The sequence below is a fragment of the Microbulbifer sp. SH-1 genome (assembly GCF_011326135.1).
GTDB classification, from domain to species: Bacteria; Pseudomonadota; Gammaproteobacteria; order Pseudomonadales; family Cellvibrionaceae; genus Microbulbifer; species Microbulbifer harenosus.
This window is the reverse complement of sequence record NZ_CP046948.1, coordinates 1,086,522-1,113,498: the sequence shown is the minus strand read 5'-3', so window position 1 is coordinate 1,113,498 and position 26,977 is coordinate 1,086,522. Positions and strand designations below refer to the sequence as shown.

Genomic DNA, 26,977 nt, shown 5'->3' with positions numbered 1-26,977 from the left:
CTGGATTTTTCCCGAGAGAAGCACCGATGTTGAATATTTCCCCCTGGCCGGCCCGCCTGATTAAGGGCCTGACTGCCCTGGCTGTCCTTTTATTGCTAGTTGCTGCGGCCACCTGGATCTGGCTGCGCCAGAGCCTGCCGCTCCTCGATGGAGAGCTGCACACCGGTCAGCTGGATAACCCGGTAAGCATCGCTCGCGACGAGCAGGGTATCGCCTTCATTACGGCAGAAAATCGCAACGACAGCGCATTTGCACTGGGCTTCCTGCATGCTCAGGAGCGTTTCTTCCAGATGGATCTGCTACGCCGCAACTCCGCCGGTGAGTTATCGGAGCTAGTGGGTGAAGCGGCACTTTCTCACGACCAGGAAATCCGGATTCACCAGTTCCGCGCCCGCGCCGAGCGCAACATCGCCGCCATGCCGGTAGAGCAACGGCAGGTGCTTGAGCACTACGCTTCCGGTGTGAACTACGGCCTGGAACAGCTTGGTGCCACGCCCTGGGAATACGCCCTGCTCCGCACAGAGCCCCGCCCCTGGATTCCCGCCGACAGTCTGCTGGCCATTTTCAGTATGTACCTGACCTTGCAGAGCAATACCGGCGATTTCGAGTTGCGCGACAACGCACTGGCAGATCTGCTGCCCGCTGACCTTTACGAATTCTTTGTACCCAAGGGCGGCATCTGGGATGCGCCTCTGATTGGTGACGCCCGCGGACCTCTGGCGCTACCGGAAACTCATATCGCCGCACTGGTTCAGGATAACGAGCCGATGGCGCAGCAGAAGATGGAAAGCGAAGACATGATCTTCGGCAGCAACAACTGGGTAGTCGGCGGCGCACTCACAGAACACGGCGCGGCGATCGTGGCCGACGATATGCACCTCGCTATCACGGTACCGAATATCTGGTTCCGCGCGGGCTGGAATGTGCCCGGCACTGACTTCGTGATGCGTGGCGCCACCCTGCCCGGCGGACCCATCGTTGTTGCCGGCAGCAACGGCAGGGTTGCCTGGGGTTTTACCAATACCACTGCGGACTGGGGTGATCTGATTCCGCTGGATGTATCCGCCGACGGCAAACAGTACCGCACCCCCGATGGCTGGCAGGATTTCGAAATAGCAGCGGAACAGATCGCGATCAAAGGTAAACCGCCGGTCCGGCTTGAAGTGCGCAAGACTATCTGGGGTCCTGTGGTTGCCGAAAACCACAAGGGTGTTCCCCTCGCCTATCGCTGGGTTGCCCACGATCCTCGCGGCGCCAATATGAATATCCTGAAACTGGAAACCACCGCAAGCACGCGTGATGCCATGAACCTGGCACCGGAGCTGGGTCTCCCGCACCAGAATTTTGTGATTGGTGATGTGGACGGCAATATCGGTTGGACCGTGGCCGGGCCAATTCCCCGCCGGGTGGGCCTCGACGGCAGTCGTTCAATAAGCTGGGCCGATGGCACCGCATACTGGGACGGGTACCTTTCGCTGGAAGAGCAGCCGCATGTCTACAATCCACCCTCCCATCGGATCTGGACAGCAAACTCCCGCACTATGGACGGTCAATACCTCAAAGTGATGGGAGACGGGGGCTATGCCCTCGGCGCACGCCAGCAACAGATCCGTGATGACCTGTTTGCCCGCGAGCGTTTTACCGAGCAGGATCTGCTGAATATCCAGCTTGACGACCGCGCGGTATTTCTTGAGCGCTGGCAGGAGCAACTGAGCGCCCTGCTCTCCACGGTCGACGGTTACGATCAGGTGCGCCACCAGGTGATCAACTGGGGCGGCCGTGCCAGTGCCGACTCTGTGGGTTATCGCATCGTGCGCAATTTCCGCCTGCGCTTTATCGACCTGGCTACCGCGCCAGTGCTGACGTATATGCAGCGCCATAGCCCGGATTTCGAGTTCGGGCGGGTCAACCGTCAAGTGGAATACCCGGCATGGGAAATGCTGGCCCACGAACCGACGCACCTGTTAAATCCAGAGTTCAGATCCTGGAAGGCATTAAAACTGGCAGCATTGGACAAGGTGTTGGAGGAAATGTCCGAAGGCGGCTTGCCTTTTGAGAAACAGACATGGGGGGCGCAGAACGCTGCCAAGATCCAGCACCCGCTTGGACGCGCAGTGGCTGCAGTGAATTGGTTTACTGCCATGCCAGAGGACCATCTACCGGGCGATTCCCACATGCCGCGCTTCCAGTCATCCACCAACGGTGCGTCCGAGCGCATGGTGGTAGCGCCCGGTTACGAGGAGCGTGGAATCTTCCACATGGCCACCGGCCAGAGCGCGCATCCGTTGTCGCCGTTTTTCGGCAATGGCCATCGGGACTGGGTTGAAGGTAATCCCTCAAGCTTCTCTGAACAGTCCCAAGCCTATGTGTTAACACTGAAATAAATTTCGGTCACCACTTCGCGAGCGACAAGGCACCAGATTCAGTTCAGGCCGTTTCGTCGAGAATTGCGAAAGACAGGAACGAAGTAAACAGCCCCAGCCCGAGAACAAAAGGCAACAGCGGGAAGCAGATCATCAGCAGTGAAGAGCCAATCCATAGGTTCTTCACCCAGTTACGTTTAACCCGGTATTTGCGGGAATAGCGACGCAGATGGCTGTCTTCTTCGTTGGGCAGTGCAATTTCACTCTCCCGGGGCATAAAGCCACGCACCAGAAGCGTGCAATAAAATCGAAGCAGTATCCACAACATAAAACCACCACTGGCAAACAACTCCTACAGTATAGAGTGGGGTTTGCCAGTGGACGGGTTGTTGTCAGCAAGCGGCGCGTCTCGCACCTGACCGGTCGGTATGCTCGGTTAAAGGGGGCGTTACTGGTACCAGCCCAGGCTCTCACGCAAGGTCACTACCCCACCAATGATGGTCAGCGCCGGTGCTTCAACTTTGTGGGTTTCCGCCAGTTCCGGCAAGGTGCCAATGGTGCCGACGATCACCCGCTGATCGCGGGTAGTCCCCTTTTCCACCAGCGCCGCCGGCGTATCCGCATCCATGCCGTGAGCAATCAGTTTTTCGGAAATGGTGGGAAGGCCTGTCAGGCCCATATAGAAGACCAGAGTCTGGTTTTTGGTGATGAGTTCTTCCCACGGCAGCACCAGATCCCCCTCTTTCAGGTGGCCGGTAATAAAACGTACGGACTGCGCATGGTCCCGGTGGGTCAGCGGAATACCGGAATACGCCGAGCAGCCGATGGCGGCTGTAATACCTGGCACCACCTGGAATGGCACACCGGCTTCCGCCAGCTTGTCGATCTCCTCGCCGCCGCGGCCGAATACAAATGGATCGCCGCCCTTCAGACGCAGCACCTTTTTACCCTCTTTCGCGAGATCCACCAGCAGTTGGTTGATGTCGTCCTGGGGCACCGAGTGGAACTGCTTCATTTTGCCAACGTAGATACGCTCAGCGTCGCGACGTACCAGCTCCAGCACTTCCGTGGAAACCAGCCTGTCGTAGAGCACCACGTCTGCCTGTTGCATCAGGCGCAGGGCGCGGAAGGTGAGAAGGTCGGGGTCGCCGGGGCCGCCGCCGACCAGATACACCTCGCCGCTCGGCGCAGGTTTGTCCTGCCAGCGCTGCAGTTCATCCAGCACCGCCTGTTCCGCTTCGGCTTTGTGGCCGCGCTCTATCTGCCCGACCACCGGGCCGTTGAATACCCAGTGCCAGAAGTCTTTGCGCTGGGCCTCCGGCAGTGCGGCTTTAACGCTGTCGCGCAGCCGGCCGGACAGCTCGGCGATCAGGCCGAGACCGGGTGAAAGCAGGGTTTCAATCTGGGCCCGCAGCATGCGGGTAAGCACCGGCGCAGAACCGCCGCTGGAGATGCCGATGGCCAGCGGGCCGCGCTCGACAATGGAGGGGAAGGTAAATGTACAGAGTTCCGGAGAGTCCACCACATTTACCGGCAGACGCCGGGCGCGGGCATCGGCGGAGACCTGTGCGTTGACGTCGCTGTCGGCAGTGGCGGCGACCACCATCTCTGCCTGACCCAGCAGGTCACTGCGGTAACGGCCGACGATGTACTCACCGCCGCTGGCAAGGACCAGCTGGCGCAGCTCATCGGTAATGTCCGGAGCCACCACCAGCAGGCGGGCCTCCGCTTTATTCAGTAACCGCGCTTTGCGCGTGGCGATGGAACCGCCCCCGATAATCAGGCAGGGGCGGTTTTTCAAATCAAAAGCGAGAGGCAGGTAACGCAAGGTCTTATTCCATACTGCTTAGCCGATCTTGGTTGCACCCCGCATGTAGGGGCGCAGTACTTCCGGCACCTCGATACTACCATCGGCCTGTTGGTAGTTTTCCAGCACCGCGATCAGCGTACGGCCCACGGCAAGCCCGGATCCATTCAGGGTGTGCAGCAGTTCCGGCTTGCCCGTTTCCGGGTTGCGCCAGCGGGCCTTCATACGCCGGGCCTGGAAGTCGCCCATCAGTGAGCAGGAGGAGATTTCCCGGTACTTGTCCTGGGACGGAATCCACACTTCCAGGTCATAGGTTTTGGTTGCACCGAAACCCATATCGCCGCCACACAGCACCACGGTGCGGTATGGCAGGTTCAGTTTCTGCAGAACATTTTCCGCATGACTGGTGAGCTGTTCGAGCGCGTCCATGGAATGGTCCGGGTGGGCAAACCACACCAGCTCAACTTTCTCGAACTGGTGCTGCCGGATCATGCCGCGGGTATCGCGCCCGTGTGAGCCGGCCTCGGAGCGAAAACAGTTGGTGTGGCTGACAAACTTCTGTGGCAGTGAAGCTGCGTCGACGATCTCGTCGCGGTACAGGTTTGTCAGGGGCACCTCTGCCGTGGGGATGAGGTAGAAACCACGCTCATCCTCCAGTTTGAACAGATCCTCGGCGAACTTGGGCAGCTGCGAGGTACCGTACAGGGAATCGCTATTTACAATGACCGGCACATTGGCTTCTTGGTAGCCGTGCTCTTCTATATGTAGATCTAGCATGAACTGTGCCAAGGCGCGGTGCAGTTTTGCCACCTGGCCGGTCATCACCGCAAAGCGCGAGCCGGTAATCTTGCTCGCCACTTCGAAATCCAGGCCTTTGAGCCGCGCACCCAGGTCGACGTGATCACGCACCTCGAAATCAAAACTGCGCGGTGTGCCCCACTGGCGCACTTCCACGTTGTCACTCTCGTCCTTGCCTTCCGGCACGGATTCGTGCGGCAGGTTGGGAATCGCGAGCAGCATATCGTCGAGCTGCTCCTGCAGTTCGGTCAGTGCCTGCTTGGCTTCGGTCAACTGACCGCCCAGGGATTCGACTTCTTTCAGCAGCGGCGCAATATCCTCACCACTGGCCTTGGCACGACCGATGTTCTTGGATTTGCTGTTGCGCTCGTTCTGCAGCGCTTCGGTGCGCACTTGCAGCTCCTTGCGCTGCTCTTCGAGCTGTTCCAGTTTTGCCTTGTCCAGCTGCACACCGCGCTTGGCCAGCGCCGCTGCAACGTCGTCGAGTTGGGTACGAATCAGTTTGGGATCGAGCATGGTGGTTTGATTACCGCGTTACAGATATTTCATTCCCAGCGAGATGGTGGCCGCGGTGGCCGCCAAGCATGCCAGGAGGCTGACCGCTATATAGGCCAGCGCCGTTAAAGGCTGGCCATTGTGCCACAACAGCACGGTTTCCAGCGAGAAGGTAGAAAAAGTGGTGAGTGCGCCGAACAGGCCGGTCATGATCAGCAGGCGCCACTCGTGCCCGAGCATGCCGCGTTCCACGATCGCCACGTAGGCGACGCCGATCAGCAGGGAGCCGACCAGGTTGACGATAAACGTCCCGAGGGGAAGCCGGTTTTCAAATACCGGAAAACTCCAGATGGCGACCAGATGCCGAAGTATTGCTCCGATGGCGCCGCCCAGCGCAATTGCGATCCACTGCATGGAACTCCCCTTTAATTATTCCCCTGGCCGATACGTTTCTGGGTGCCAGTGGGCGACGATTTTAGCGCTTTTTTATTCCCTTGCGCCGTGTATATCGCTACGTCTTATCCGTATCCGGTGCGCGCTCGGGCGAATAGCGCTGCAAGGGACTCGCCTGGTTCAAGGCGCGCAGGCGCTGGAGCTTCTCCTCGATCTTCAATTCCAGGCCGCGGTTAACCGGATGGTAGTAGCGGCGCCCGGAAATGGCCTCCGGGAAATAGTTTTCCCCTGCGGCAAACCCATCCGGCTCATCGTGGGCGTAGCGGTACTCGGCACCGTGGGCCATTTCTTTGGCGAGCTTGGTGGGCGCATTGCGCAGATGAATCGGGACGTCATAGCTGGGCTCCCGGCGAATATCCGCCAACACCCGTTTGTAGGCGCTGTAGACGGCGTTGCTTTTCGCTGCGACGGCGAGATACACCACGGCCTGGGCTATGGCCAACTCCCCTTCCGGGCTGCCGAGGCGTTCCTGCACATCCCAGGCGTTGAGCGCTAGTTCCAGCGCGCGGGGATCGGCGTTGCCGATATCCTCACTCGCCATGCGCACCACCCGACGGGCCACATACAACGGATCGCAGCCGCCGTCGATCATGCGCGCAAACCAGTAGAGCGCAGCGTCCGGATCCGAGCCGCGCACGGATTTGTGCAGTGCGGAAATCTGGTCGTAAAAGTAATCCCCACCCTTGTCGAAGCGTCGTACATCCGCGCTCAGCACTTCCGCCAGAACATCGTCGTCGACAACCTGGCGCCCCCCCTCTTCCCGCGACAGGTCGCAGGCGATTTCGAGAAGATTCAGCGCGCTGCGAGCGTCGCCATCAGCGCTCAAGGTAATGCGTTCCAACACTTCCGGGGTCATTTGGATGTTGCGCGTACGCAACTCCTCATCTTCCGACAGGGCCCGCTGCAACAGGCCGACCAGTTCTTCCTGGCTCAAACTGCGCAGCAGATATACCCGGCATCGGGAGAGCAGCGCATTGTTCAGTTCAAACGACGGGTTTTCCGTGGTGGCGCCGACAAAGGTTACCGTGCCCTCCTCCACGTACGGTAAAAATGCATCCTGCTGGGCCTTGTTGAAGCGATGCACTTCGTCCACGAACAGGATGGTGCCGCGCCCGAACTGGGCCGCGTGTTGCTCAGCCTCGGCAACCGCCTGGCGGATTTCCTTTACTCCGGCGAGAACCGCCGACAAGGTGGCAAAGCGCACGTCGCACTCTTCCGCGAGCAAGCGCGCGAAAGTGGTTTTACCCACACCGGGCGGCCCCCAGAGCACCATGGAGTGCAGCTGCCCCCGCTCCACCGCTTCGCGCAGTGGCTTACCGGGACCCAATAAATGCGTCTGGCCCACATAGTGGGCCAGAGATTGCGGCCGCATGCGCGCGGCCAGAGGCTGGTGCCGGGGCGGCGCCTGGAAAAGATCATTCATCGCGGATGATGTCGGTCCCTTTCGGCGGTTTGAAGTTGAATATGGAAGACGACAGCTTCGGGTTGGCCTGCATGCCATTGAACTGAATGTCGGTGGTTTGACCCATGCCATCGCGCACAGTCATGGCCGCCGGCAACCCCTTGCTATCAAAGCGGATCACTATGGATTTAAAGGGCGCAGAGGCGCGCTTGGGGGTCAGGTAGTAAGCCCCTTTCTTGTTTTCCACGCTGAACGAACCACGGATTTCTTCCACCTTCCCGCCAAGCAACAGGGCGGGCGTCTCCTTCATGCGATTGTCCACCGGACGTATGGTCACCTGCTCCAGATCCGGGTCGTACAGCCACAGCTTCTGGTTATTGGTCACCAGCAATTGCGAAAAGGGTTCGCCAGTTTGCCAGCGAAGCTTCCCCGGGCGCTGTACGGAAAAGTTGCCACTGCTCTTTTGCAGGGTTTTGCCGTTTTGGTCCTTTAGGGTCTGCCGAAACCCGCCGGAGATGGAGCCAAGGGGCTGCAGCAGGCGGCTCAGCTCGTCACTGGCGTCCGCGCTTGCGCCGGTCGTGCCGACGCCAAGCCCCAATGCGATAAAAAGAATGCCCAGTGCGCGTTTCCCAAATGTGCATTTCATAGTTGCGTTCCAGATTTGCTGATCCAGTCTCTAAAGCCTAGCCCTCGACAGGTGAACCTGGACTGAACCTGGCTCGCTGATTGGAAACTCAAGGCGCCGGCACCAGCACTTCGCGGTTGCCATTCGGTTGCTGGGCGGAGACCACACCGGCCGCTTCCATCGCCTCAATCATGCGGGCGGCGCGATTGTAGCCGATGCGCAGTTGGCGCTGCACGGAAGAAATGGACGCCTTGCGGGATTTGGCCACGAATGCGACCGCCTCGTCGTAGAGCGCGTCGGTTTCCGGGTCGTCCTCGCCACCCTCGGTGGCCATACCGGGTACCGGGATACTGTTGTTGGAGTCATCCACGATGCCGTCGATGAACTCGGGCTCGCCGCGGCGACACCAGTCTGCCACAACCTGGTGCACTTCGTGGTCATCCACAAAGGCGCCGTGCACCCTTACGGGGAGGGCTGTACCCGGCGGCAGATATAGCATGTCGCCATGACCGAGCAACTGTTCGGCGCCGCCCTGATCCAAAATGGTGCGCGAATCGATCTTCGAGGAGACCTGAAACGCCATGCGCGTGGGCACGTTGGCCTTGATCAGACCGGTAATCACATCCACGGAGGGGCGCTGGGTAGCCAACAACAGGTGGATGCCCGCGGCGCGGGCCTTCTGCGCGATCCGCGCAATCAACTGCTCCACCTTCTTGCCGACAATCATCATCATGTCGGCAAATTCGTCGATCACCACCACGATGGCGGGCAGCGGTTTGAGGTGCGGAGCAGTCTGCTCTGCCTCTGGCACACTGGACATAGGGTCCGGCTGCCAGATCGGGTCAATCAGCGGCTCGCCGGCGGCAATCGCCTCTTTCACCTTACGGTTGAAACCCGCCAGGTTGCGCACGCCCATCGCCGCCATCAACTTGTAGCGCCGCTCCATCTCCCCCACACACCAGCGCAGGCCGTTGGCGGCGTCGTTCATGTCGGTGATTACCGGCGTGAGCAAATGGGGAATACCCTCGTACACCGAGAGTTCCAGCATTTTCGGATCCACCAGAATCAGGCGGACCTCATCCGGCGTGGATTTGTACAACAGGCTCAGCAGCATCACGTTGATGCCTACGGACTTACCGGAACCGGTGGTACCAGCCACCAGCAGGTGTGGCATTTTCGCCAGGTCCGCCACCACCGGCTGGCCGGCGATGTCGTGCCCCAGTGCCAGCGTCAGCGCGGACCCCGCCTTTTCATAGAGCTCCGAACCCAATACTTCCGAGAGGCGTACCATCTGCCGGTTTTCATTGGGAATCTCGATCCCGACGACCGATTTTCCGGGGATTACCTCAACCACCCGCACACTGATCACGGCCAGGGAGCGCGCGAGGTCTTTGGCCAGATTGGTGATACGGCTGACTTTCACCCCGGCGGCAGGCTGGATTTCAAATCGGGTCACCACCGGTCCTGGCAATACCGAGACAACCTCAGCAACCACACCGAAGTCTTTTAGTTTCAGTTCCAGCAGGCGGGAAAGGGCCTCCAGGGCTTCGCGACTGAAGCCGGCCTTTTTGTTGGCTTCCGGAGCGTCCAACAGGGATAGCGGTGGCAGATCGCCGGTCACCGGGCCCTTGAATAGCTCACCCTGTTTTTCCTTCACCGCGCGCGGGCTCTGCTTTGGCGGCGGCGCCACCGGCGCGATCTGCGGCGGTTGGCGCTTTGCGGTACGCTGCTTTTCTTCTTCAACCGCCGCTTTGCGCACAATCACCGCCTCGCGGGCAACCCGTTGCTCCTCTCGGTCTTTGCGCGCGCGTGCCACGCGCTGCCCCATCCAACTGAACACATACAGCACACTGCGCCCGATATCTTCAAACAGCTTTAGCCACGACATACCGGTAAACACGGTTACACCAATGGCAAACATGGCGAGCAGCAATATGGTGGCACCGACATAGCCCAGACCGGATTCCATGAAACCTGACACCGAGGTGCCTACAATTCCGCCGTTTGAGAATGGCAATGGCTCGGCCGATGGCGCAAAACACAGTGTGGCAAGGGCGGCTCCGGACACCAGCAGCAGTAGCAGGCCGCCAACCCGCAACGCAAACAGTGGGCCGTGGAAGCGCGCATTTTTGTCGCGCAGAATACGGTAGGCACGCCAGCCGATCAGAATCGGGAATAGATAGGCCATCCATCCCAACAACGACAGGCAGACATCCGCCAGCCACGCGCCAGTGGGGCCGATGGCATTGTCGATACCGCCACCGCTACCGGTGTGGGACCAGCCCGGATCTCCAGGGCTGTAACTCAGCAGACTGATACCCACCAGCAGCGCGCCCGCCAACAGGGCTATCAATGCGCCCTCGCGCAGGATGCGTGCCATGAGTGAGTCTGGAATGGCGGGACCAGACTCGGTTTCGCTTTCAGCCTTCAATGGCTTACCTCAATATTCATTTTCGCGGGCAGTGGAAGCTCGCTCGACTTATCTTGCAGCGCACCTGGCGCCGGATGCCGGGATTTTACTGCGGTCTCGCATCAAGCGCGCCGACACAATGTCAATTTTTGCGTTGTCACCGCGGACAGTGCCGGTTCACTACAGCACTCTGTGTACTACAGCCCCGGTGCAATTTCCACCACACACGCAGTTAACAAATCACTTTAACTTATAAATTTTCTCTTAAAAACAATAACTTACATCTAGCTCTTAAGGCATTCCTAACATAAAACTAGATGAATTAGATGACAGCCTTGTCTCAGTATCCAAGCGAGCAAACAGCGTCACAGCCCACCATTCACTCAGTCTATAAAGACCCGCAATAAGATAAATAAGGCCAAACTATTTGGTTCACCGGGTCACCTCCCCTATTATTGCGGGCGTTTTTTGCCGGCCATACCTGTATATCGATGGCGGCACCTTGATATTGCCAACGGCGACTCGATATTGCTGTTTAAGCCATTATTTCGCCGCAATTCATATTGCCTTGCTCCCGCGGACGCCGTAATGATTGGCCACCGCGGCGACGTTGGCGCGCTGTTTTCGCGATCAAATTTTATACATTGAAGTATTGAGAGTTCCTTCATGAGCAATCATCACCGACTGATTATTCTGGGCTCCGGCCCTGCCGGTTATACCGCGGCTATCTATGCGGCCCGCGCCAACCTGAAACCGGTGGTCATCACCGGCATGCAGCAGGGAGGCCAGCTCACCACCACCACGGAAGTGGAAAACTGGCCGGGTGGCGTGCACGATCTGCAGGGGCCAGACCTGATGGTGCAGATGCAGCAGCACGCTGAGCGCTTCGAGACCAATATTCTTTTCGATCACATCCACGAGGTTGACCTCAAGCAGCGCCCCTTTATCCTCAAGGGTAACGAGACCTACACCTGCGACGCGCTGATTATCGCTACCGGCGCTTCCGCCCAGTATCTCGGCCTTCCCTCTGAGCAGACCTTTCAGGGTCGCGGCGTAAGTGCCTGCGCCACCTGCGACGGCTTCTTTTATCGCGATCAGAAAGTTGTGGTAGTGGGTGGAGGCAATACCGCTGTCGAAGAAGCCCTGTACCTATCCAACATCGCAAGCGAAGTAATCCTGGTGCACCGGCGCGATACGCTGCGTGCAGAAAAGATCCTGCAGGATCGCCTGATGGAAAAGGCGCAAAATGGCAACATCACACTTTGCTGGCACCATACCCTTGAGGAAGTACTGGGTGATGACGCGGGAGTGACCGGCGTGCGCCTGAAAAATGTGCAGGACGGTTCAACCAAAGAGCTGGACGTGTCCGGTGTGTTTATCGCCATCGGCCATAAACCGAACACCGATATCTTCGAAGGCCAGCTGGAAATGAATGGCGGCTACATCGTGGTGGAGAGCGGCCTCAACGGCAACGCAACGCAAACCTCCATCCCCGGTGTATTTGCCGCTGGTGACGTGTCCGATCACATTTACCGCCAGGCAGTAACCTCTGCCGGCACCGGCTGCATGGCAGCGCTGGATGCGGAGCGCTATCTCGACGCCCAATAAGCCTGCACTCAGGTTCCAGCAAAGGCGGCTGTGTAGCCGCCTTTTTCTTCCGTGGATGTTGAACGCATCAACAACGAAACCGCCGACAGGGGCTTTCCTTGAGCCAAGGTACCGACGAGATACTTGCCCTGCTGGACCCGGAGCGCATTGGCTTTCCAAACACAGCCAAGGCGCTTGCAGACCCCAATGGTCTGTTGGCCGTTGGGGGTGATCTGACGCCCGACTGGCTACTCGCGGCTTACCGCCGGGGAATATTCCCATGGTTTTCCGATGACCAGCCGATCCTTTGGTGGTCTCCGTCGCCCCGCTGTATTGTGCGCCCGCAAACTCTGACCTTCAGCCGCAGCCTGCGCAAGGTGATCCGCCAGGGACGCTACCAGGTCACATTCGACCGCGCCTTTGATCGTGTGGTACGCAACTGTGCTGCGACCCCACGCGCCGGGCAGTCCGGCACCTGGATCACCGATGACATAGTGGAAGCCTATGCAACCATGCATCGTCTTGGTCACGCGCATTCTGTGGAAACCTGGCTGGATGGGGAGCTGGTGGGAGGCCTGTACGGACTCGCGGTGGGGCGCATGTTCTTTGGTGAATCCATGTTTCACCATGCAACCAATGCCTCCAAGGTGGCCTTCGCCTATCTGGTGCGACAGTTGGCCGAATGGGATTGCCGCTTGATCGACTGCCAGGTCAGCAACCCGCATTTGCTGAGCCTCGGTGCGGAAGAAGTGCCCAGAGAATCGTTCGAAGCAATCCTTGAGACCGAAGTGAATAAACCGGATTTCCCTCATCCGTGGCCTGCGGTCCTGTCACCATCCCTCTTCGACACGTAGTGACCAGCTGCCGGTTTGTGTTTTTAACGTCGGCAAATTACCCTCGAATCCAGGTCTAACGGTACTTGCTGGGCGCCGTCCTCCCCGCCCGATACTCCAGGTCTCGCTAGTTGAATTAGTTACGCCGACATAACAGAGAGCGACAATGGCAGCAAAACACGCGCTATATGACTCCACTACAGGAAGCCCCTGGGCATGAGCCAGTATTCCCAGCTGGATTCCGTGCGCCTGCTCGCCACATTACCTCACCCATGCGGCTATCTGGATGACCGGGAAGCCACCACCGTATTCGTCGACCCGCAAATACCGGTAGATCAGCCACTGTACAGCCGCCTCTCGGAACTTGGCTTCCGCCGCAGTGGCAACTATCTCTATCGGCCTCAATGCACCGACTGTCAGGCCTGCATTCCTGCACGGGTACCGGTGGAACTGTTTGTTCCCAACCGCGCCCAGCGCCGCTGCTGGCGACGCAATCGCGACCTGGACGTATTTCACCGTTACGATATCGACACCGGCGAACACTACGATTTGTACGCGCGCTACATTGAAGAGCGCCATGCGGATGGCGAAATGTACCCCCCTTCCAGGGAGCAGTTTCGCAGCTTCCTCAATAATGCATGGGGCACCACCCGCTATCTCGAATTCCGCGCGCGCGGAGAGCTGCTGGCGACGGCGGTCACCGATGTTCTGACTGGCGGCGTATCGGCCATTTACACCTTCTACGATCCCGACGAAATCAAGCGTGGTCTCGGCAGTTACTCCATTCTCTACCAGATTGAATGGGCCCGCCGGCTGGGGCTGCCCAGTCTGTATCTCGGGTATTGGATAGCGGCATGCCAGAAAATGGCGTATAAGAGCCAGTTCCAACCCCTGGAGATACTCCAGGGCGGGCGCTGGACGCTCAAGTCAGACGGGGCGCAACCCTGAGGCCCAATCACGATCCTCCCCCTTTTCCGCCGCACTCGTGGTTTCACTTGGCGTACTGCCACTTTTCGTGCAAAATGCACGCCCGTCGTACCGCCGGGCTCAATTTTGCGAGCCATAATTATCTGGCGGAATAGCAAGTACACATTAATCAAAGGTTCCTGCCGCATGGCAAAAGACGATTACATTGAAATGGAAGGCGAGGTGATCGACACCCTGCCCAACACCACATTCCGAGTAAAACTGGAAAATGGACATGTGGTAATCGCGCACATTTCCGGCAAGATGCGCAAAAACTACATCCGCATCCTGACCGGTGACAAGGTCAAGGTTGAACTCACACCTTACGATCTGAGTAAAGGCCGAATCACCTACCGCGCCCGCTGAATACCGCTCCGGCCCGCGCCGATAATCCTGAAGCGCAAAGACCCGGACAACAAAAAAGCCACCTTCAAGGTGGCTTTTTTGGTTGCGCAGTTCTTCCTGTGGAGCCTGCCCAGATGGAGAACAGCGTCAATGCAGCGCCGGCACCGCGGTGTTGATTTTGAGCTGATCATTTTCCACAGTCACTTCCACCTTGCCGCCCTCTTCCGAAAGATCTCCAAACAGCACAGCCTCCGCGAGTGGCTTGCGCAGCTTCTCGCGGATCAGGCGCGCCATTGGGCGCGCACCCATTTTCTCGTCGTATCCGTTAACAGCGAGCCATTCACGAGCCGCATTGTCCACCTCGAGTGTGACTCTGGACTCGTCCAGCTGCGCCTGCAACTCAACGACAAATTTGTCCACCACGGTTTTAACCACATCCATGCTCAGCGCGCCGAACTGAATAATACTATCCAGGCGGTTTCTGAATTCGGGCGTGAAGAGCTTCTTGATCTCTTCCATCCCGTCGCTTGTGTGGTCCTGATTGGCAAACCCGATCGAGCGGCGGCTTATCAATTCCGCGCCGGCGTTGGTTGTCATAATCAAGATCACATTTCGGAAGTCGGCCTTGCGGCCGTTGTTGTCCGTCAGGGTGCCGTGGTCCATGACTTGCAGCAACAAATTGAACACTTCCGGGTGCGCCTTCTCGATTTCATCGAGCAGAACCACACTGTGCGGGTGTTTGGTGACCGCATCTGTCAATAAGCCACCCTGATCAAAACCCACATAGCCGGGAGGTGCACCAATCAGGCGGGAAACCGTATGGCGCTCCATATACTCAGACATATCAAAGCGAATCAGCTCGATCCCCATGACCTTCGCCAACTGGCGGCACAATTCGGTTTTACCCACACCAGTGGGGCCAGCAAACAGGAAGGAGCCTATGGGCTTCTCTTCCGCACCGAGACCGGCACGGGCAAGCTTGATGGACGTACTGAGCGCCTCAATGGCGACATCCTGACCGAACACGACCATTTTCAGGTTGTCGTCCAGCTTCGCCAGCGCCGCCTTGTCGGACGCGGACACGCTCTTGGCAGGAATTCGGGCCATTTTCGCCACGACCTGCTCAATCTCGCTAACAGAGATAATATCGGTGCGCTTGTCGGCAGGCAGCAGCGCCTGGTAGGCGCCGGCTTCGTCAATCACGTCGATGGCCTTATCCGGCAGGAAGCGCTCGGTAATGTGGCGATTAGCCAACTGCGCGGCGGCTTCCAGCGCAGCATCGGTAAAGCGCACTTTGTGGTGATCTTCAAAGCAGGACTTCAGCCCCTGCAGGATCTGCACGGTTTCCTCGACAGAAGGTTCATGCACGTCGATTTTCTGAAAGCGGCGCGACAGTGCGCGGTCTTTTTCAAAAATACCGCGGTATTCGTTAAATGTGGTGGAACCGATGCAGCGCATCTGGCCGCTGGAGAGCAGCGGTTTCAGGAGGTTCGACGCATCCATAACACCACCGGATGCGGCACCCGCACCAATGATGGTGTGAATTTCATCAATGAACAGCACCGCGTGGTCGCGCTTCTTCAGCTCCGCCAACAGGGCCTTGAAGCGCTTCTCAAAGTCACCACGATACTTGGTGCCCGCCAACAGGGAGCCGAGATCCAGCGAGTAAATGGTGCTGTTCTGTAGTGGCTCAGGCACTTCGCCGTCAACGATACGGCGGGCGAGCCCTTCCGCAATCGCGGTCTTACCGACACCGGACTCCCCCACCAATAGCGGATTGTTCTTGCGGCGGCGCGCGAGTACCTGAGTGACACGCTCCACTTCCAGCGCACGGCCGACAAGCGGATCGATACGGCCAAGAATTGCTTCCTGGTTGAGATTGGTAGCATAACTTTCCAATGGATCGGAACCACCAGCTTCAGATGTTGCGCCCAGATCTTCATCCACCTGCTCCGGCGAGGGGTCCGGGCTGTGGTGGGTGTTGTTGCCGCCGGAAGAGCTGACACGGGAAATACCGTGGGTGATGTAGTTCACCACATCAATTCGGGCCACACTCTGTTGCTTCAGATAGTAAACCGCCTGACTTTCCTGCTCACAGAAAATCGCCACCAGCACATTGGCTCCGGTCACTTCTTTTTTTCCGGATGACTGCACGTGAAAAACCGCGCGCTGCAGCACCCGCTGGAATCCGAGCGTAGGCTGGGTTTCGCGCTCCGTGTCATTCTCCGGAATCAAGGGGGTGGTCGAGTCCACAAACTCAAGTAGCTCCCGCCGCAGCGCACTGAGATCCGCGCCGCAGGCATGCAGAACATCCGCCGCGGATTCGTTGTCCAGCAGCGCCAGCAAAAGGTGCTCTACGGTCATGAACTCATGGCGTTTCGCCCGTGCACCTTTAAACGCTAGATTGAGCGTTACCTCTAAATCCTTGCTGAGCATCTGAACCTCAAACCTTACTGGCCAATGTCATCCGGGTTGGAATTAAACACCCGGTATTCATGTTTTCCGCCCTACGGCCGGGAAATTTACGCCTTACTGGACACAGGCGCCGGAACTGCTATTTCAACCCTCCTCGCCGTTTTCATCGGCATCGTCAGCTTCAATTTCACACAGCAGCGGATGCTCGTGGTCTCTAGCAAACTGATTTACCTGCGCGGCCTTTGTTTCCGCTATATCCCGAGTATAGACACCGCAGATCGCTTTTCCCTTAGTGTGCACCTGCAACATCAGTTGAGTGGCGCGCTCCCGGTTTACATAAAAGAACAGCTCCAGCGCTTCGACCACAAACTCCATTGGTGTGTAGTCGTCATTGAGCATGACCACCTTGTACATCGGTGGTCTTTTGAGCCTCGGCCTGGCTTCGGCCAGCGCGGTATCGCCACCGGACTCGCCAAATTGGTAGCCGTCCTCTCCCTCGCTATCGTTCGAGTGTAGTTTAATGATTTGTGATTTTCCCATAGCGCAAGTCAATCAGGTTTCAGGAATTAGTTCACAGTACTGACGCCCTGGCGCTTCTAACCAGGGGCAAATCAGGAATGGTTTGCTGCTATCAGTCACTGTAGCGAAAATCGTAAGACGCCATTGTAACCCCAAACGCCAGTGGGCACAGTCTGGGAACGCTGATTCGCTTGACAACTACTAGGGTCTTGGCTACAAGAGGTATTACCCGCGCCAAGCGGATGAGAGAGCACTAGCATTTAGTCGTACAAATGACTCTGTGCGAATTGCGAATAAGGAAGCGCATGAAGCGCGATAACAATAATGAAAATTTTTAGGCGGCCAGCAGTCGCCCCGGCAATTTAGAGGGATTTCGCCATGCCTACCGGTACCGTCAAGTGGTTCAATAACGCCAAGGGATACGGATTTATTCTCGCCGATGAGGGCGGGGAGGATCTGTTCGCGCATTACTCGGCTATTCAGATGGAGGGTTACCGTACCCTGAAAGCCGGCCAGCAAGTCATCTTCGATATCATTCAGGGCGATAAAGGCTATCACGCAGCGAATATTAATCTCGCCACGGCCAACACGCCCCGAACACCTGCGCCGGCACCGCAGGCGCACGCGGTGCGTGAGAAAGAGACCGAAGAAGCACTCGATTGATAGCAATGTGAAAAATCGGGCGCATAGGCCCGTCACTACCCGGAATACACCTCCGCGCGGGGGTCCCGGAAACCAGGCCTGCCTGATCGGAAAATCTCCAGGCACAATCCAGGGATTTTCGAGAATACCCCTGCGAGAGCCCACTGAGCCATCCTCTCAGGAAGTCCCTGACGTACCAGCACTGGCACATTCGTGCCACATCCAGTGACCTAAGCAAAAATGCCCTAAGCAAAAAAAAAGCCCCGCACCTTGCGATGCGGGGCTTTTTTCAGTCAGCGACCAATCAAGCCATGTGCTTGATGACCTCTTCACCGAAGGCAGAGCAGGATTTCAGCTCGGCACCATCCATCAGGCGCTCGAAATCATAGGTAACGGTCTTCGCTTCGATCGCGCCTTCCATACCTTTGATAACCAGCTCGGCGGCTTCGTTCCAGCCCAGGTGACGCAGCATCATTTCCGCGGACAGGATCAAGGAGCCCGGGTTAACTTTGTCCTGGCCGGCGTACTTCGGTGCAGTACCGTGAGTGGCTTCGAACAGGGCAACTTCGTCAGACAGGTTGGCACCCGGAGCGATACCGATACCACCTACCTGCGCGGCCAGTGCGTCGGACAGGTAGTCGCCGTTCAGGTTCAGGGTGGCAATTACGTCGTACTCAGCCGGACGCAGCAGGATCTGCTGCAGCATGGCGTCGGCGATTACATCCTTGACCACGATTTCCTTGCCGGTGTTCGGGTTTTTGAAGCTGCACCAGGGGCCGCCGTCGATCGGCTGAGCGCCGAACTCTTCGCGGGCAATTTCGTAGCCCCAGTCGGCGAAGGCACCTTCGGTGAACTTCATGATGTTGCCTTTGTGCACCAGGGTCAGGGAGTCGCGGTCCTGATCAATGGTGTACTGCAGGGCTTTGCGCACCAGGCGCTTGGTACCCTCTTCGGAAACCGGCTTAACGCCGATACCGCAGTTTTCCGGGAAGCGGATCTTCTTCACGCCCATCTCTTCCTGCAGGAATTTGATGACCTTGTTCGCTTCGTCGGTGCCTGCTTTCCATTCGATACCGGCGTAGATGTCTTCGGAGTTCTCACGGAAGATCACCATGTCTACCTTGTTCGGCTCTTTCACCGGAGAAGGTACACCGCTGAACCAGCGCACCGGACGCTGACATACATACAGATCCAGCTCCTGACGCAGGGCAACGTTCAGGGAGCGGAAGCCGCCGCCCACGGGAGTGGTCAGCGGGCCTTTGATGCTGACAACGTAATCTTTGATCGCTTCCAGGGTTTCCGCCGGGAACCAGTCACCGCTGTAGGTTTCAGCCGCTTTCTCGCCGCAGAAGATCTCCATCCAGGCGATGGATTTGTCGCTGCCGTAGGCCTTGCTGACCGCGGCGTCGATCACTTTGATCATAACCGGGGTGATATCCACGCCGATGCCGTCACCTTCGATAAACGGAATGATCGGGTTGCTCGGTACGTTCAGAGAACCATCTGCGTTGACTGTGATTTTTTCGCCGTTGGCCGGCACTTGGATATGACCCATTAAGTTGACTCCCGTAACTCTTTGACTAAACGCCCGGCTTTTTCCAGGGAAAACCGGCATAATGCGCCGAAATTTCCACTGCCGGTCATGGTTGCCGCCCATTGTTTGCGCCGTTGCATACGCCGAGCCGGCTAAAAATCGGCGGGATTATATCAGCATCCACCCATTTTTGTAGTTTCATTACAACCGAGGCCGTAGGTCCGCCCCAGACAGCCCCCATGAGTCGACTTATTCTGCTTAACAAGCCCTACGGGGTCCTCTGCCAGTTCACCGACCCCGAGGGCCGCCCTACTCTGGCGGATTACATCAGGACGCCCGGGGTCTACGCCGCCGGCCGGCTCGATTACGACTCCGAGGGGTTATTGCTACTCACAGACGACGGCCGCCTGCAGCACCAGATTGCACACCCGACGCACAAACAGCCTAAAGTCTATTGGGCACAGGTCGAAGGTGACGTGACCGAAGAGGCGCTATATATGCTGCGCCATGGAGTCGACCTGAAGGACGGCCGCACTGCACCCGCGAAAGCGCAGGTCATCGCCGAACCGGATGTCTGGGCCCGCATCCCTCCCATACGGGAGCGCAAGTCCATTCCCACCAGCTGGATCGAACTGACGATTACCGAGGGCCGCAATCGACAGGTGCGGCGTATGACGGCCGCCGTTGGCCACCCCACCCTGCGCCTGATCCGACAATCGGTCGGCAGCTGGAACCTCAATGGCCTGCAACCCGGAGAACAGCGGGAGGTCGAGGTCGCTCTCCCCCGGATGCCGGCTAAGCCTGAGCGCAAGAACAGACCCACGGCGCGGCCTGGAAGTTATAAATCCAGGCCCGACCGGGGCCGCAAACGCTGATTGAAACGTAGTGATCGGACCGCGGAGGAAAGGGTTTCGAGCCGTTCGGCTAGGCTGTTAGGGAGCTGGCGCGTATTTTTTTAGCTGCGCGCCCAGAGCGCGCACCAAGTCTTGCCTCTCCGGATTGGTCAGCAACCGGATTCGCAGGTAAAATGCGCCCCCATTTTCCGCCCCTCGGTGGGCTTCGCGAAACTTGGCGTTTTCGGGGTTTGGCGTTTGGGTTGAAAAGTCCGTCGCGCCCCTCACTGTAGTAATGACCCGGTATTCCATGTCAGATTCGGATATCTCTGTGCACTCCAGCTCCATTGACCAGTTAGCAGATGCTCCCAGAAAAGTCATCGTCGGTATGTCCGGCGGTGTGGACTCCTCGGTGGCCGCCCTGCTCCTGATGCAGCAGGGTTATGAGGTGGAAGGCCTGTTCATGAAGAATTGGGACGAGGACGACGGCACCGAATACTGCACGGCAAAGCAGGATCTGGCGGATGCGGAAGCGGTCTGCGCCCGCCTCGGCATCAAACTGCACACTGCCAACTTCGCCGCCGAGTACTGGGACAACGTGTTCGAGTACTTCCTGGCGGAATACAAAGCCGGACGCACACCAAATCCCGACATCCTGTGCAACCGTGAAATCAAGTTCAAGGTGTTCCTGGAGTATGCCGGGATGCTCGGTGCCGACGCCATTGCCACCGGCCACTACACGCGCCGGAGGGATGAAAATGGCCGCACCTACCTGCTGAAAGGGTTGGATGCCAACAAGGACCAGAGCTACTTCCTGCACGCTGTGGGCGAAGCGGAATTTGCCCGCTCACTGTTTCCCATCGGCGAACTGGAAAAACCGGAAGTGCGCCGCATTGCGGAAGAACACGGTTTAATCACCCACAGCAAGAAAGACAGCACCGGTATCTGTTTTATTGGCGAGCGCCGCTTCAAGGATTTTCTGGAGCAGTACCTGCCGGCGCAACCGGGAGAAATGCAGACCCCCGAAGGCGAAGTCATGGGGCAACACAGCGGCCTGATGTACCACACCATCGGCCAGCGCCAGGGGCTCGGTATCGGCGGCGTCAAAGGTGCCGGCGACCAGCCGTGGTATGTGGTGGGCAAGGATCTCGAGCGCAATGTCCTGATCGTGGCTCAGGGCAAGCACCACCCCCTGCTCTACTCCACAGGCCTCACCGCTTCCCAGACCCACTGGATCAATGGCGCTCCGCCGGCACGTGAATTCCGCGCAGCAGCGAAAACCCGCTACCGGCAGGAAGACCAGGACTGCCTGGTCAGCGTCGGCGACAGCGGCGATCTGGTGATCGCCTTCGACAGACCTCAGCGCGCCGTGACACCGGGCCAGTCCGTGGTCATTTATCAAGGTGAAATATGCCTGGGGGGCGCGGTGATCGAGCAGGCGACCGGCATCGGTGAAATCGAACAGCCGCACATCGCAAACACCAAACAAGCTGCAGGGAGCAACAATTGAGTAACTGGCGAGATCAGGCACTGGCGCTGGCCGGCGTTTTCCAGGCGGCCATTCTGGTGGAACGGCTGGCCAAAACCGGCACCGCACCGGCGGAGCAAATGGAAACCGCTGTCTTCAGCCTGTTTCAGCAGAATCCCGAAACCACCGAGGACGTCTTCGGCGGCGTGGAAAAAGTGCTCGCGGGCCTGCGCGGCGCGCGCCAGCTGCTCGCCACCCGCAGCCATCCGGAATACACCGACTGCCTGCGCTATGTGCTTTCGATCCTGTACCTTCAGCGCCAACTGGCGAAAAAACCCGGACTGCTGTCGATCATTGGCAGCCGCCTGGAGAAGGCCCGCACCCAGACCGACCACTTTGGCATCGGCCACGAGAACGTCTACGCAAACCTCGCCAGTATTTACAGCGACACCCTGAGCACCTTCCGTTTCCGCATCCAGGTGCTGGGAGATTTCAATTACCTGCAACAGCAGCGCATTGCCAACCAGATCCGCACCATGCTGTTTGCCGGTGTGCGCTCCGCCATGCTCTGGCGTCAGCTCGGCGGGCGTCGTCTGCACCTGCTGTTTCAGCGCAAGAAACTGATTGCCGCCATGGATGCACTGGTGGCCAAGTACGAAACCCTTGAACACTGATTTTTATTTTTCCGCCGCGGGGAAAGTGCCCACAAGCGGCTGATATTGATATCGGAGACACACCATGACCATCGAGCTATCCGCCCTTACCGCGGTTTCCCCCATTGATGGACGCTACGAAAGCAAAACCGCGGCCCTGCGGGATATTTTCAGTGAGTACGGCCTGATCCGCGCGCGCGTGGAAGTGGAAGTGCGCTGGCTGCAACAGCTGGCGCGCCACGACAAAATTGCGGAAGTGCAGGCATTTACTGGTAACAGCAACCAGATCCTCGACGATATTGTCAGCCAGTTCTCCCTGCAGGATGCCGAGCGCATCAAGGAAATCGAGCGCACCACCAACCACGATGTGAAAGCGGTGGAATATTTCCTCAAGGAAAAAGTGAAAGGCGACGAACAACTGGCCGCCGTGAGCGAATTCATTCACTTTGCCTGCACCTCCGAAGACATCAACAACCTCTCGCACGCCCTGATGCTGCGCGCAGGTCGCGATCAGGTACTGCTGCCGGCAATGAACCAGATCGTGAATGAGATCGCGACCCTGGCGAAAAACTTCGCCGATGTGCCAATGCTGTCACGCACCCACGGCCAGACTGCCAGCCCCACCACCGTGGGCAAGGAGATGGCCAACGTGGTCGCGCGCCTGCGCCGCCAGGTCAAACAGATACGTGACGTGGAGCTGCTCGGCAAGATCAATGGCGCCGTAGGCAATTACAACGCTCACCTGTCTGCCTATCCGGACGTGGATTGGCAGGCGAACGCGGAGGAATTCGTGACCTCACTGGGCCTCAGCTGGAACCCCTACACCACCCAGATCGAACCCCACGACTACATTGCAGAACTGTTCGATGCCATCGCGCGTTTCAACACCATCCTGATCGACTTTGACCGGGATATTTGGGGCTACATCTCTCTTGGCTACTTCAAGCAGAAAGTCGTCGCCGGTGAAGTGGGTTCCTCCACCATGCCGCACAAGGTCAACCCCATCGACTTTGAGAATTCCGAAGGTAACCTGGGCATCGCCAACGCGGTATTCCAGCATCTGGCTGCCAAACTGCCGGTTTCCCGCTGGCAGCGCGATCTCACCGACTCCACCGTACTGCGCAACATGGGCGTGGGCGCCGGCTACTCCGTGATCGCCTATGCCGCCACCCTGAAGGGCCTCAGCAAGCTGGAAATCAACCGCGCGCGCCTTGAGGAAGACCTGAACAACGCCTGGGAAGTACTCGCCGAGCCAATCCAGACCGTCATGCGCCGTTACAACATCGAAGAACCCTACGAGAAGCTCAAGGCCCTGACCCGCGGCCAGGGCATCACCAAGGAAACCCTGGCCAAATTCATCGACGGCCTGGACATGCCGGAAGATGCCAAACAGGCGCTGCGAGAAATGACCCCCGCCAACTACATTGGCAATGCCATTGAGCAAGCAAAAAATATCTGAATAAAACTCTGGCTCCGCCTTTTGATCCGGGAGATCTTCCATGATGGCATCGGTGAATCGCTCCGTTGAACCGCTGACCCACCTGGGAGAAATCCCGGTAGAAACCTTCCTGCGGGAGTATTGGCAGAAAAAGCCACTGCTGATCCGCAATGCCTTTCCCGGGTTCGAGGCACCTATTTCCGGCGAAGAACTCGCCGGCATGGCGCTGGAAGAGCAGATCGAATCCCGCCTCATTGAGGAACACGGCATCGACGGTCCCTGGCAGCTGCGCAACGGCCCGTTTACCGAAGAGGACTTCTTTTCCCTGCCGAAAACCCACTGGACGCTGCTGGTACAGGCGGTGGACCAGTGGATTCCGGAAGTGGCTTCGCTCAAGGATTATTTCCGCTTCATTCCCGACTGGCGTCTCGATGACATCATGATCAGCTACGCCGCCGATCAAGGCAGCGTCGGCCCCCATTACGACTTCTACGATGTGTTCCTGCTACAGGCTGAGGGTAACCGACGCTGGCACTTGGGGCCCAAGGCGGACGCCAGCAGCCCGCGGGTAGAAGGCACTCCACTGAATATCCTGCGGGAATTCGAATCCGAGGCCAGCTGGCTGCTCGAGCCCGGTGACATGCTCTACCTGCCACCGCAGTACAGCCACTGGGGGATTGCGGAAGGCGGCTGCACCACTATTTCCGTCGGCTTCCGCGCGCCATCCGCGCGCACCATGCTCGAGGATCTGGCCGCAGAGCTGGGCGCGGGACTGCCCGACCACTATCGCTATACCGACGCCGACCTGAGTCTGCCGGCCAACCCTGCGGAAATCGACGGCGCGACCGTGGCGAGGGTACAGCGACAACTGGCGGCGTGGCTGCAGCAACCGCAAAACATTGCCCAGTGGTTCGGCGCCATCATGACCGAGGCCAAATACCCAGACACCATTGCGCTGGATGCCGGCGCCGCTGACGACTGGCGCGAAGAGCTGGCCGATGGTGGCGGCCTGATTCTGAATCCGGGCTCGCGCTGCGCTTTCTGTCGCGATCCGGCAACGCTGTTCGTGGACGGCGAGTCCTTCTCCACCCCGCTGTTATTTGCCGAAGGCCTCTGCGAGTCCCGCGAGGTGACACAGAGTGATGTAGACGCCTACCCCGAACTCGCCGCCAAAGGCGCGCTGATTGACCTGCTGGTTTCCCAGGGCAGTCTCATTTACCCTGGGCTCCTCGAAGAAGACGACATGGATGATGAAGAGGAGTGCGATTGATGACTCTGTTTGTGCGTCTCGCCGACTGGCAGACGGATCGGGACACTATCCGCGGTATCCGCCAGAAAGTGTTCGTGGAAGAGCAGCAGGTCCCGGAGGATCTCGAGTGGGATGAGCTGGAAGAAAGCGCCCAGCATTTTCTGGTCTACCAGAGCGACAAGGCCGTGGGCACCGGTCGCCTGACCGGCGGTGGCAAGATCGGCCGCATGGCGATCCTCAAGGACGCACGCGGTCACGGCGCCGGGTTGGAGCTGCTGAAGCGTATCTGCAAATTTGCCCGGGTGTCCGGGCAGAAAAATGTATATCTCAATGCTCAGGTTCACGCCGTGCCATTTTACGAGAAAGCAGGTTTTTCTGTCACCGGCGAAGAATTTATGGAAGCGGATATTCCGCATGTGCGTATGGATCTCACCCTGAACGAGCACGAACCCAGCGAAAATGCCGACGACTGGAACCGCTGATTACAGATCCTGTATTCACTGAATGGTTATCTCGGCCATCAAAAAGGCCCTGGCTGCAATTGCAGCCAGGGCCTTTTTTAAAGCTAATCGGATTTCTCCAGGTCTACGCCACTTCTCGTAGGTCTTTTACATCCCAGATCGGCACCACATTTCTGCGCTCGATCACATCAACGTCGATTCCGCGGGAAGACGCCGTGGCAATAAAGTCGGCTATGGTCTCTGCAACATCGTGATTCACGTATACACAATTGCGTTTATCGAGAATCACGTGAGCGTTGTCCGGAATTTCACTCAGCTCCTTGCGGATGGCACCCTTGTTAAGAAAGGTCACCTCTTCCGCCAGCTGCATTCTGATACGGATGCGATCGCCCTCTTCCGTATCCTGCTTCTTGTGCAGGAAGTGAGAGTTGAGGTAATTGCGCCGCAGCAGCGCAAAAATTGCCGCGACCATACCGACACCGACGCCAGTCAACAAATCCGTAAACACCACGCCAAGCACGGTGATCATGAACGGCAGGAACTGCTCGAGTCCGCTGTCCCAAACCTTGCGGAACAGCGCCGGCTTGGCGAGCTTGTACCCCGTGAGAATCAGCACGGCAGCCAGAACACCGAGCGGAATCATATTGAGCCAGGTGGGTAGCGTCGCCACACACACCAGTAACAGAATGCCGTGGCAGATGGTCGACGCCTTCGAGCGCGCGCCGGTCTGTAAATTGACCGAGCTGCGCACAATGACCTGGGTTACCGGCAGACCGCCGATCAAGCCGGAAATGGAATTACCCATCCCCTGCGCCACCAGCTCGCGGTTGGTGGGTGTGGTGCGCTTCAGTGGATCCATCTTGTCGATGGCTTCCACGCTGAGCAGCGTTTCGAGGCTCGCTACGACCGCAATGGTTACCGCCACGGTCCACACCAGTGGATTATCCAGCTGTGAAAAATCTGGCAGTGTGAACAAGCCGACAAACTCATCGAAGCTGGTGGCCACCGGCACACTTACAAGGTGTGACTCGCTCAGCCCGAGGCTCTCGGAGCTTTGAAACAATACATACAACACAACCGAAGAAAGCACCGCGACCACCGGGCCCGGCACCATCGCCAGCCAGCGCGAACGCTTTACCAGCGGAGTTTCCCAGGCAATCAACAGCGCGAGCGACAGCGCAAAAATAGTCAGCACACCCAGATGCATCGTTCCCAGCAACGCAAGCACGCCGTCATTCATGGATAGGCCATCATCCAGTCCGAACGCGTACGGAATCTGCTTCAACACGATGATTATGCCGATACCGGTGAGCATTCCATTGATGACGGATGAGGGAAAGAAATAGCCGAAAACACCAGCGCGCAGCAGGCCGAGCAGGATCTGTATCAGCCCGCCGATTACTACCGCCAGCAGGAATATTTCAAACGACCCCAGCGTTTCTATCGCACTGAGTACGATCACGGTAAGGCCGGCGGCGGGCCCGGATACACCAAGGCGCGACCCGCTCAGTGCACCCACTACAATGCCGCCCACAATACCGGCGATCAGTCCGGAAAACAGCGGTGCACCGGAAGCGAGTGCAACGCCAAGACAAAGCGGCAGCGCGACGAAAAATACCACCACGCTTGCGGGAATATCTTTCCTGAGATTCTGCAAATCCATCACCAACAACTCCTGTAC

The 26,977-nt window shown here is 58.2% G+C and carries 23 protein-coding genes; 12 read left to right on the top strand and 11 right to left on the bottom strand.

Annotation, left to right across the window (positions count from 1 at the left end; all coding sequences use genetic code 11):
• Nucleotides 1-26: 26 nt before the first annotated feature.
• A complete protein-coding gene (locus GNX18_RS05000; RefSeq protein ID WP_166215827.1) occupies nt 27-2,384 on the top strand; it encodes a penicillin acylase family protein in 2,358 nt (785 codons plus the stop codon).
• Nucleotides 2,385-2,427: 43 nt separating this feature from the next.
• On the opposite strand, the gene GNX18_RS04995 is transcribed toward GNX18_RS05000, so the two are convergent.
• The 7 genes from GNX18_RS04995 to GNX18_RS04965 form a co-directional block, all read right to left on the bottom strand.
• Nucleotides 2,428-2,640: a hypothetical protein gene (locus GNX18_RS04995; RefSeq protein ID WP_240914244.1), complete on the bottom strand. Its 213-nt coding sequence runs from the start codon at nt 2,638-2,640 to the stop codon at nt 2,428-2,430.
• Between the two features lie 171 nt (nt 2,641-2,811).
• Nucleotides 2,812-4,191, bottom strand: a complete 1,380-nt coding sequence (cysG, locus tag GNX18_RS04990) for a siroheme synthase CysG (protein WP_166215824.1) — start codon at nt 4,189-4,191, stop codon at nt 2,812-2,814.
• 18 nt (nt 4,192-4,209) lie between these two features.
• Nucleotides 4,210-5,484, bottom strand: a complete 1,275-nt coding sequence (serS, locus tag GNX18_RS04985; protein WP_138236300.1) for a serine--tRNA ligase — start codon at nt 5,482-5,484, stop codon at nt 4,210-4,212.
• Between the two features lie 18 nt (nt 5,485-5,502).
• On the bottom strand, nt 5,503-5,877 hold the full coding sequence (crcB, locus tag GNX18_RS04980) for a fluoride efflux transporter CrcB (RefSeq protein WP_138236299.1): 375 nt from the start codon (nt 5,875-5,877) through the stop codon (nt 5,503-5,505).
• A 97-nt stretch (nt 5,878-5,974) separates the two neighbouring features.
• Nucleotides 5,975-7,339 (bottom strand): replication-associated recombination protein A, encoded by a 1,365-nt coding sequence (locus GNX18_RS04975; protein WP_166215821.1) that lies wholly within the window; start codon nt 7,337-7,339, stop codon nt 5,975-5,977.
• A complete protein-coding gene (lolA, locus tag GNX18_RS04970; protein ID WP_166215818.1) occupies nt 7,332-7,964 on the bottom strand; it encodes an outer membrane lipoprotein chaperone LolA in 633 nt (210 codons plus the stop codon). Before lolA ends, GNX18_RS04975 begins: the two co-directional genes overlap by 8 nt.
• A gap of 88 nt (nt 7,965-8,052) precedes the next feature.
• Nucleotides 8,053-10,323, bottom strand: coding sequence for a DNA translocase FtsK (locus GNX18_RS04965; protein ID WP_166215815.1), 2,271 nt, complete (start codon nt 10,321-10,323; stop codon nt 8,053-8,055).
• 696 nt (nt 10,324-11,019) lie between these two features.
• Here GNX18_RS04965 and trxB point away from each other — a divergent pair.
• The 4 genes from trxB (at nt 11,020) to infA (ending at nt 14,105) form a co-directional block, all read left to right on the top strand.
• Entirely contained in the window at nt 11,020-11,961 is a 942-nt protein-coding gene (gene trxB / locus GNX18_RS04960) for a thioredoxin-disulfide reductase (RefSeq protein ID WP_138236295.1), read from the top strand.
• 98 nt (nt 11,962-12,059) lie between these two features.
• Nucleotides 12,060-12,794 carry a leucyl/phenylalanyl-tRNA--protein transferase gene (gene aat / locus GNX18_RS04955; protein ID WP_205828069.1) on the top strand — a complete coding sequence of 245 codons (735 nt, stop codon included), beginning with the start codon at nt 12,060-12,062 and terminating at the stop codon, nt 12,792-12,794.
• Between the two features lie 195 nt (nt 12,795-12,989).
• A complete protein-coding gene (locus GNX18_RS04950; protein ID WP_166215812.1) occupies nt 12,990-13,721 on the top strand; it encodes an arginyltransferase in 732 nt (243 codons plus the stop codon).
• A gap of 165 nt (nt 13,722-13,886) precedes the next feature.
• Entirely contained in the window at nt 13,887-14,105 is a 219-nt protein-coding gene (infA, locus tag GNX18_RS04945; RefSeq protein WP_010130378.1) for a translation initiation factor IF-1, read from the top strand.
• Nucleotides 14,106-14,231: 126 nt separating this feature from the next.
• Here infA and clpA read toward each other — a convergent pair whose 3' ends face one another.
• Both clpA and clpS read right to left on the bottom strand, forming a co-directional pair.
• Nucleotides 14,232-16,520: an ATP-dependent Clp protease ATP-binding subunit ClpA gene (clpA, locus tag GNX18_RS04940; protein ID WP_138236293.1), complete on the bottom strand. Its 2,289-nt coding sequence runs from the start codon at nt 16,518-16,520 to the stop codon at nt 14,232-14,234.
• 123 nt (nt 16,521-16,643) lie between these two features.
• Nucleotides 16,644-17,039 (bottom strand): ATP-dependent Clp protease adapter ClpS, encoded by a 396-nt coding sequence (clpS, locus tag GNX18_RS04935; protein WP_138236292.1) that lies wholly within the window; start codon nt 17,037-17,039, stop codon nt 16,644-16,646.
• Nucleotides 17,040-17,396: 357 nt separating this feature from the next.
• Between clpS and cspD the strand changes: the two genes are divergently transcribed.
• Nucleotides 17,397-17,681, top strand: a complete 285-nt coding sequence (gene cspD / locus GNX18_RS04930) for a cold shock domain-containing protein CspD (protein WP_166215809.1) — start codon at nt 17,397-17,399, stop codon at nt 17,679-17,681.
• A gap of 283 nt (nt 17,682-17,964) precedes the next feature.
• Here the strand turns inward: cspD and icd are convergent, their stop codons facing one another.
• A complete protein-coding gene (gene icd / locus GNX18_RS04925) occupies nt 17,965-19,215 on the bottom strand; it encodes an NADP-dependent isocitrate dehydrogenase (RefSeq protein WP_138236290.1) in 1,251 nt (416 codons plus the stop codon).
• Nucleotides 19,216-19,433: 218 nt separating this feature from the next.
• Between icd and GNX18_RS04920 the strand changes: the two genes are divergently transcribed.
• The 6 genes from GNX18_RS04920 (at nt 19,434) to GNX18_RS04895 (ending at nt 25,317) form a co-directional block, all read left to right on the top strand.
• Nucleotides 19,434-20,069, top strand: coding sequence for a pseudouridine synthase (locus tag GNX18_RS04920; RefSeq protein ID WP_138236289.1), 636 nt, complete (start codon nt 19,434-19,436; stop codon nt 20,067-20,069).
• A gap of 268 nt (nt 20,070-20,337) precedes the next feature.
• The gene (mnmA, locus tag GNX18_RS04915) at nt 20,338-21,537 is read left to right on the top strand and encodes a tRNA 2-thiouridine(34) synthase MnmA (protein WP_166215807.1); all 1,200 of its coding nucleotides are present in this window, start codon (nt 20,338-20,340) and stop codon (nt 21,535-21,537) included.
• Nucleotides 21,534-22,169, top strand: coding sequence for a high frequency lysogenization protein HflD (gene hflD, locus GNX18_RS04910; RefSeq protein WP_138236287.1), 636 nt, complete (start codon nt 21,534-21,536; stop codon nt 22,167-22,169). Before mnmA ends, hflD begins: the two co-directional genes overlap by 4 nt.
• Before the next feature lie 70 nt (nt 22,170-22,239).
• Nucleotides 22,240-23,607, top strand: coding sequence for an adenylosuccinate lyase (gene purB, locus GNX18_RS04905; protein ID WP_138236378.1), 1,368 nt, complete (start codon nt 22,240-22,242; stop codon nt 23,605-23,607).
• Nucleotides 23,608-23,647: 40 nt separating this feature from the next.
• Nucleotides 23,648-24,856, top strand: coding sequence for a cupin domain-containing protein (locus GNX18_RS04900; RefSeq protein ID WP_166215804.1), 1,209 nt, complete (start codon nt 23,648-23,650; stop codon nt 24,854-24,856).
• Nucleotides 24,856-25,317, top strand: a complete 462-nt coding sequence (locus tag GNX18_RS04895; protein ID WP_166220376.1) for a GNAT family N-acetyltransferase — start codon at nt 24,856-24,858, stop codon at nt 25,315-25,317. The genes GNX18_RS04900 and GNX18_RS04895 overlap by 1 nt, the downstream gene beginning before the upstream one ends.
• 103 nt (nt 25,318-25,420) lie before the next feature.
• Here the strand turns inward: GNX18_RS04895 and GNX18_RS04890 are convergent, their stop codons facing one another.
• Nucleotides 25,421-26,959 carry a SulP family inorganic anion transporter gene (locus GNX18_RS04890; protein ID WP_166215801.1) on the bottom strand — a complete coding sequence of 513 codons (1,539 nt, stop codon included), beginning with the start codon at nt 26,957-26,959 and terminating at the stop codon, nt 25,421-25,423.
• Nucleotides 26,960-26,977 lie beyond the last annotated feature (18 nt).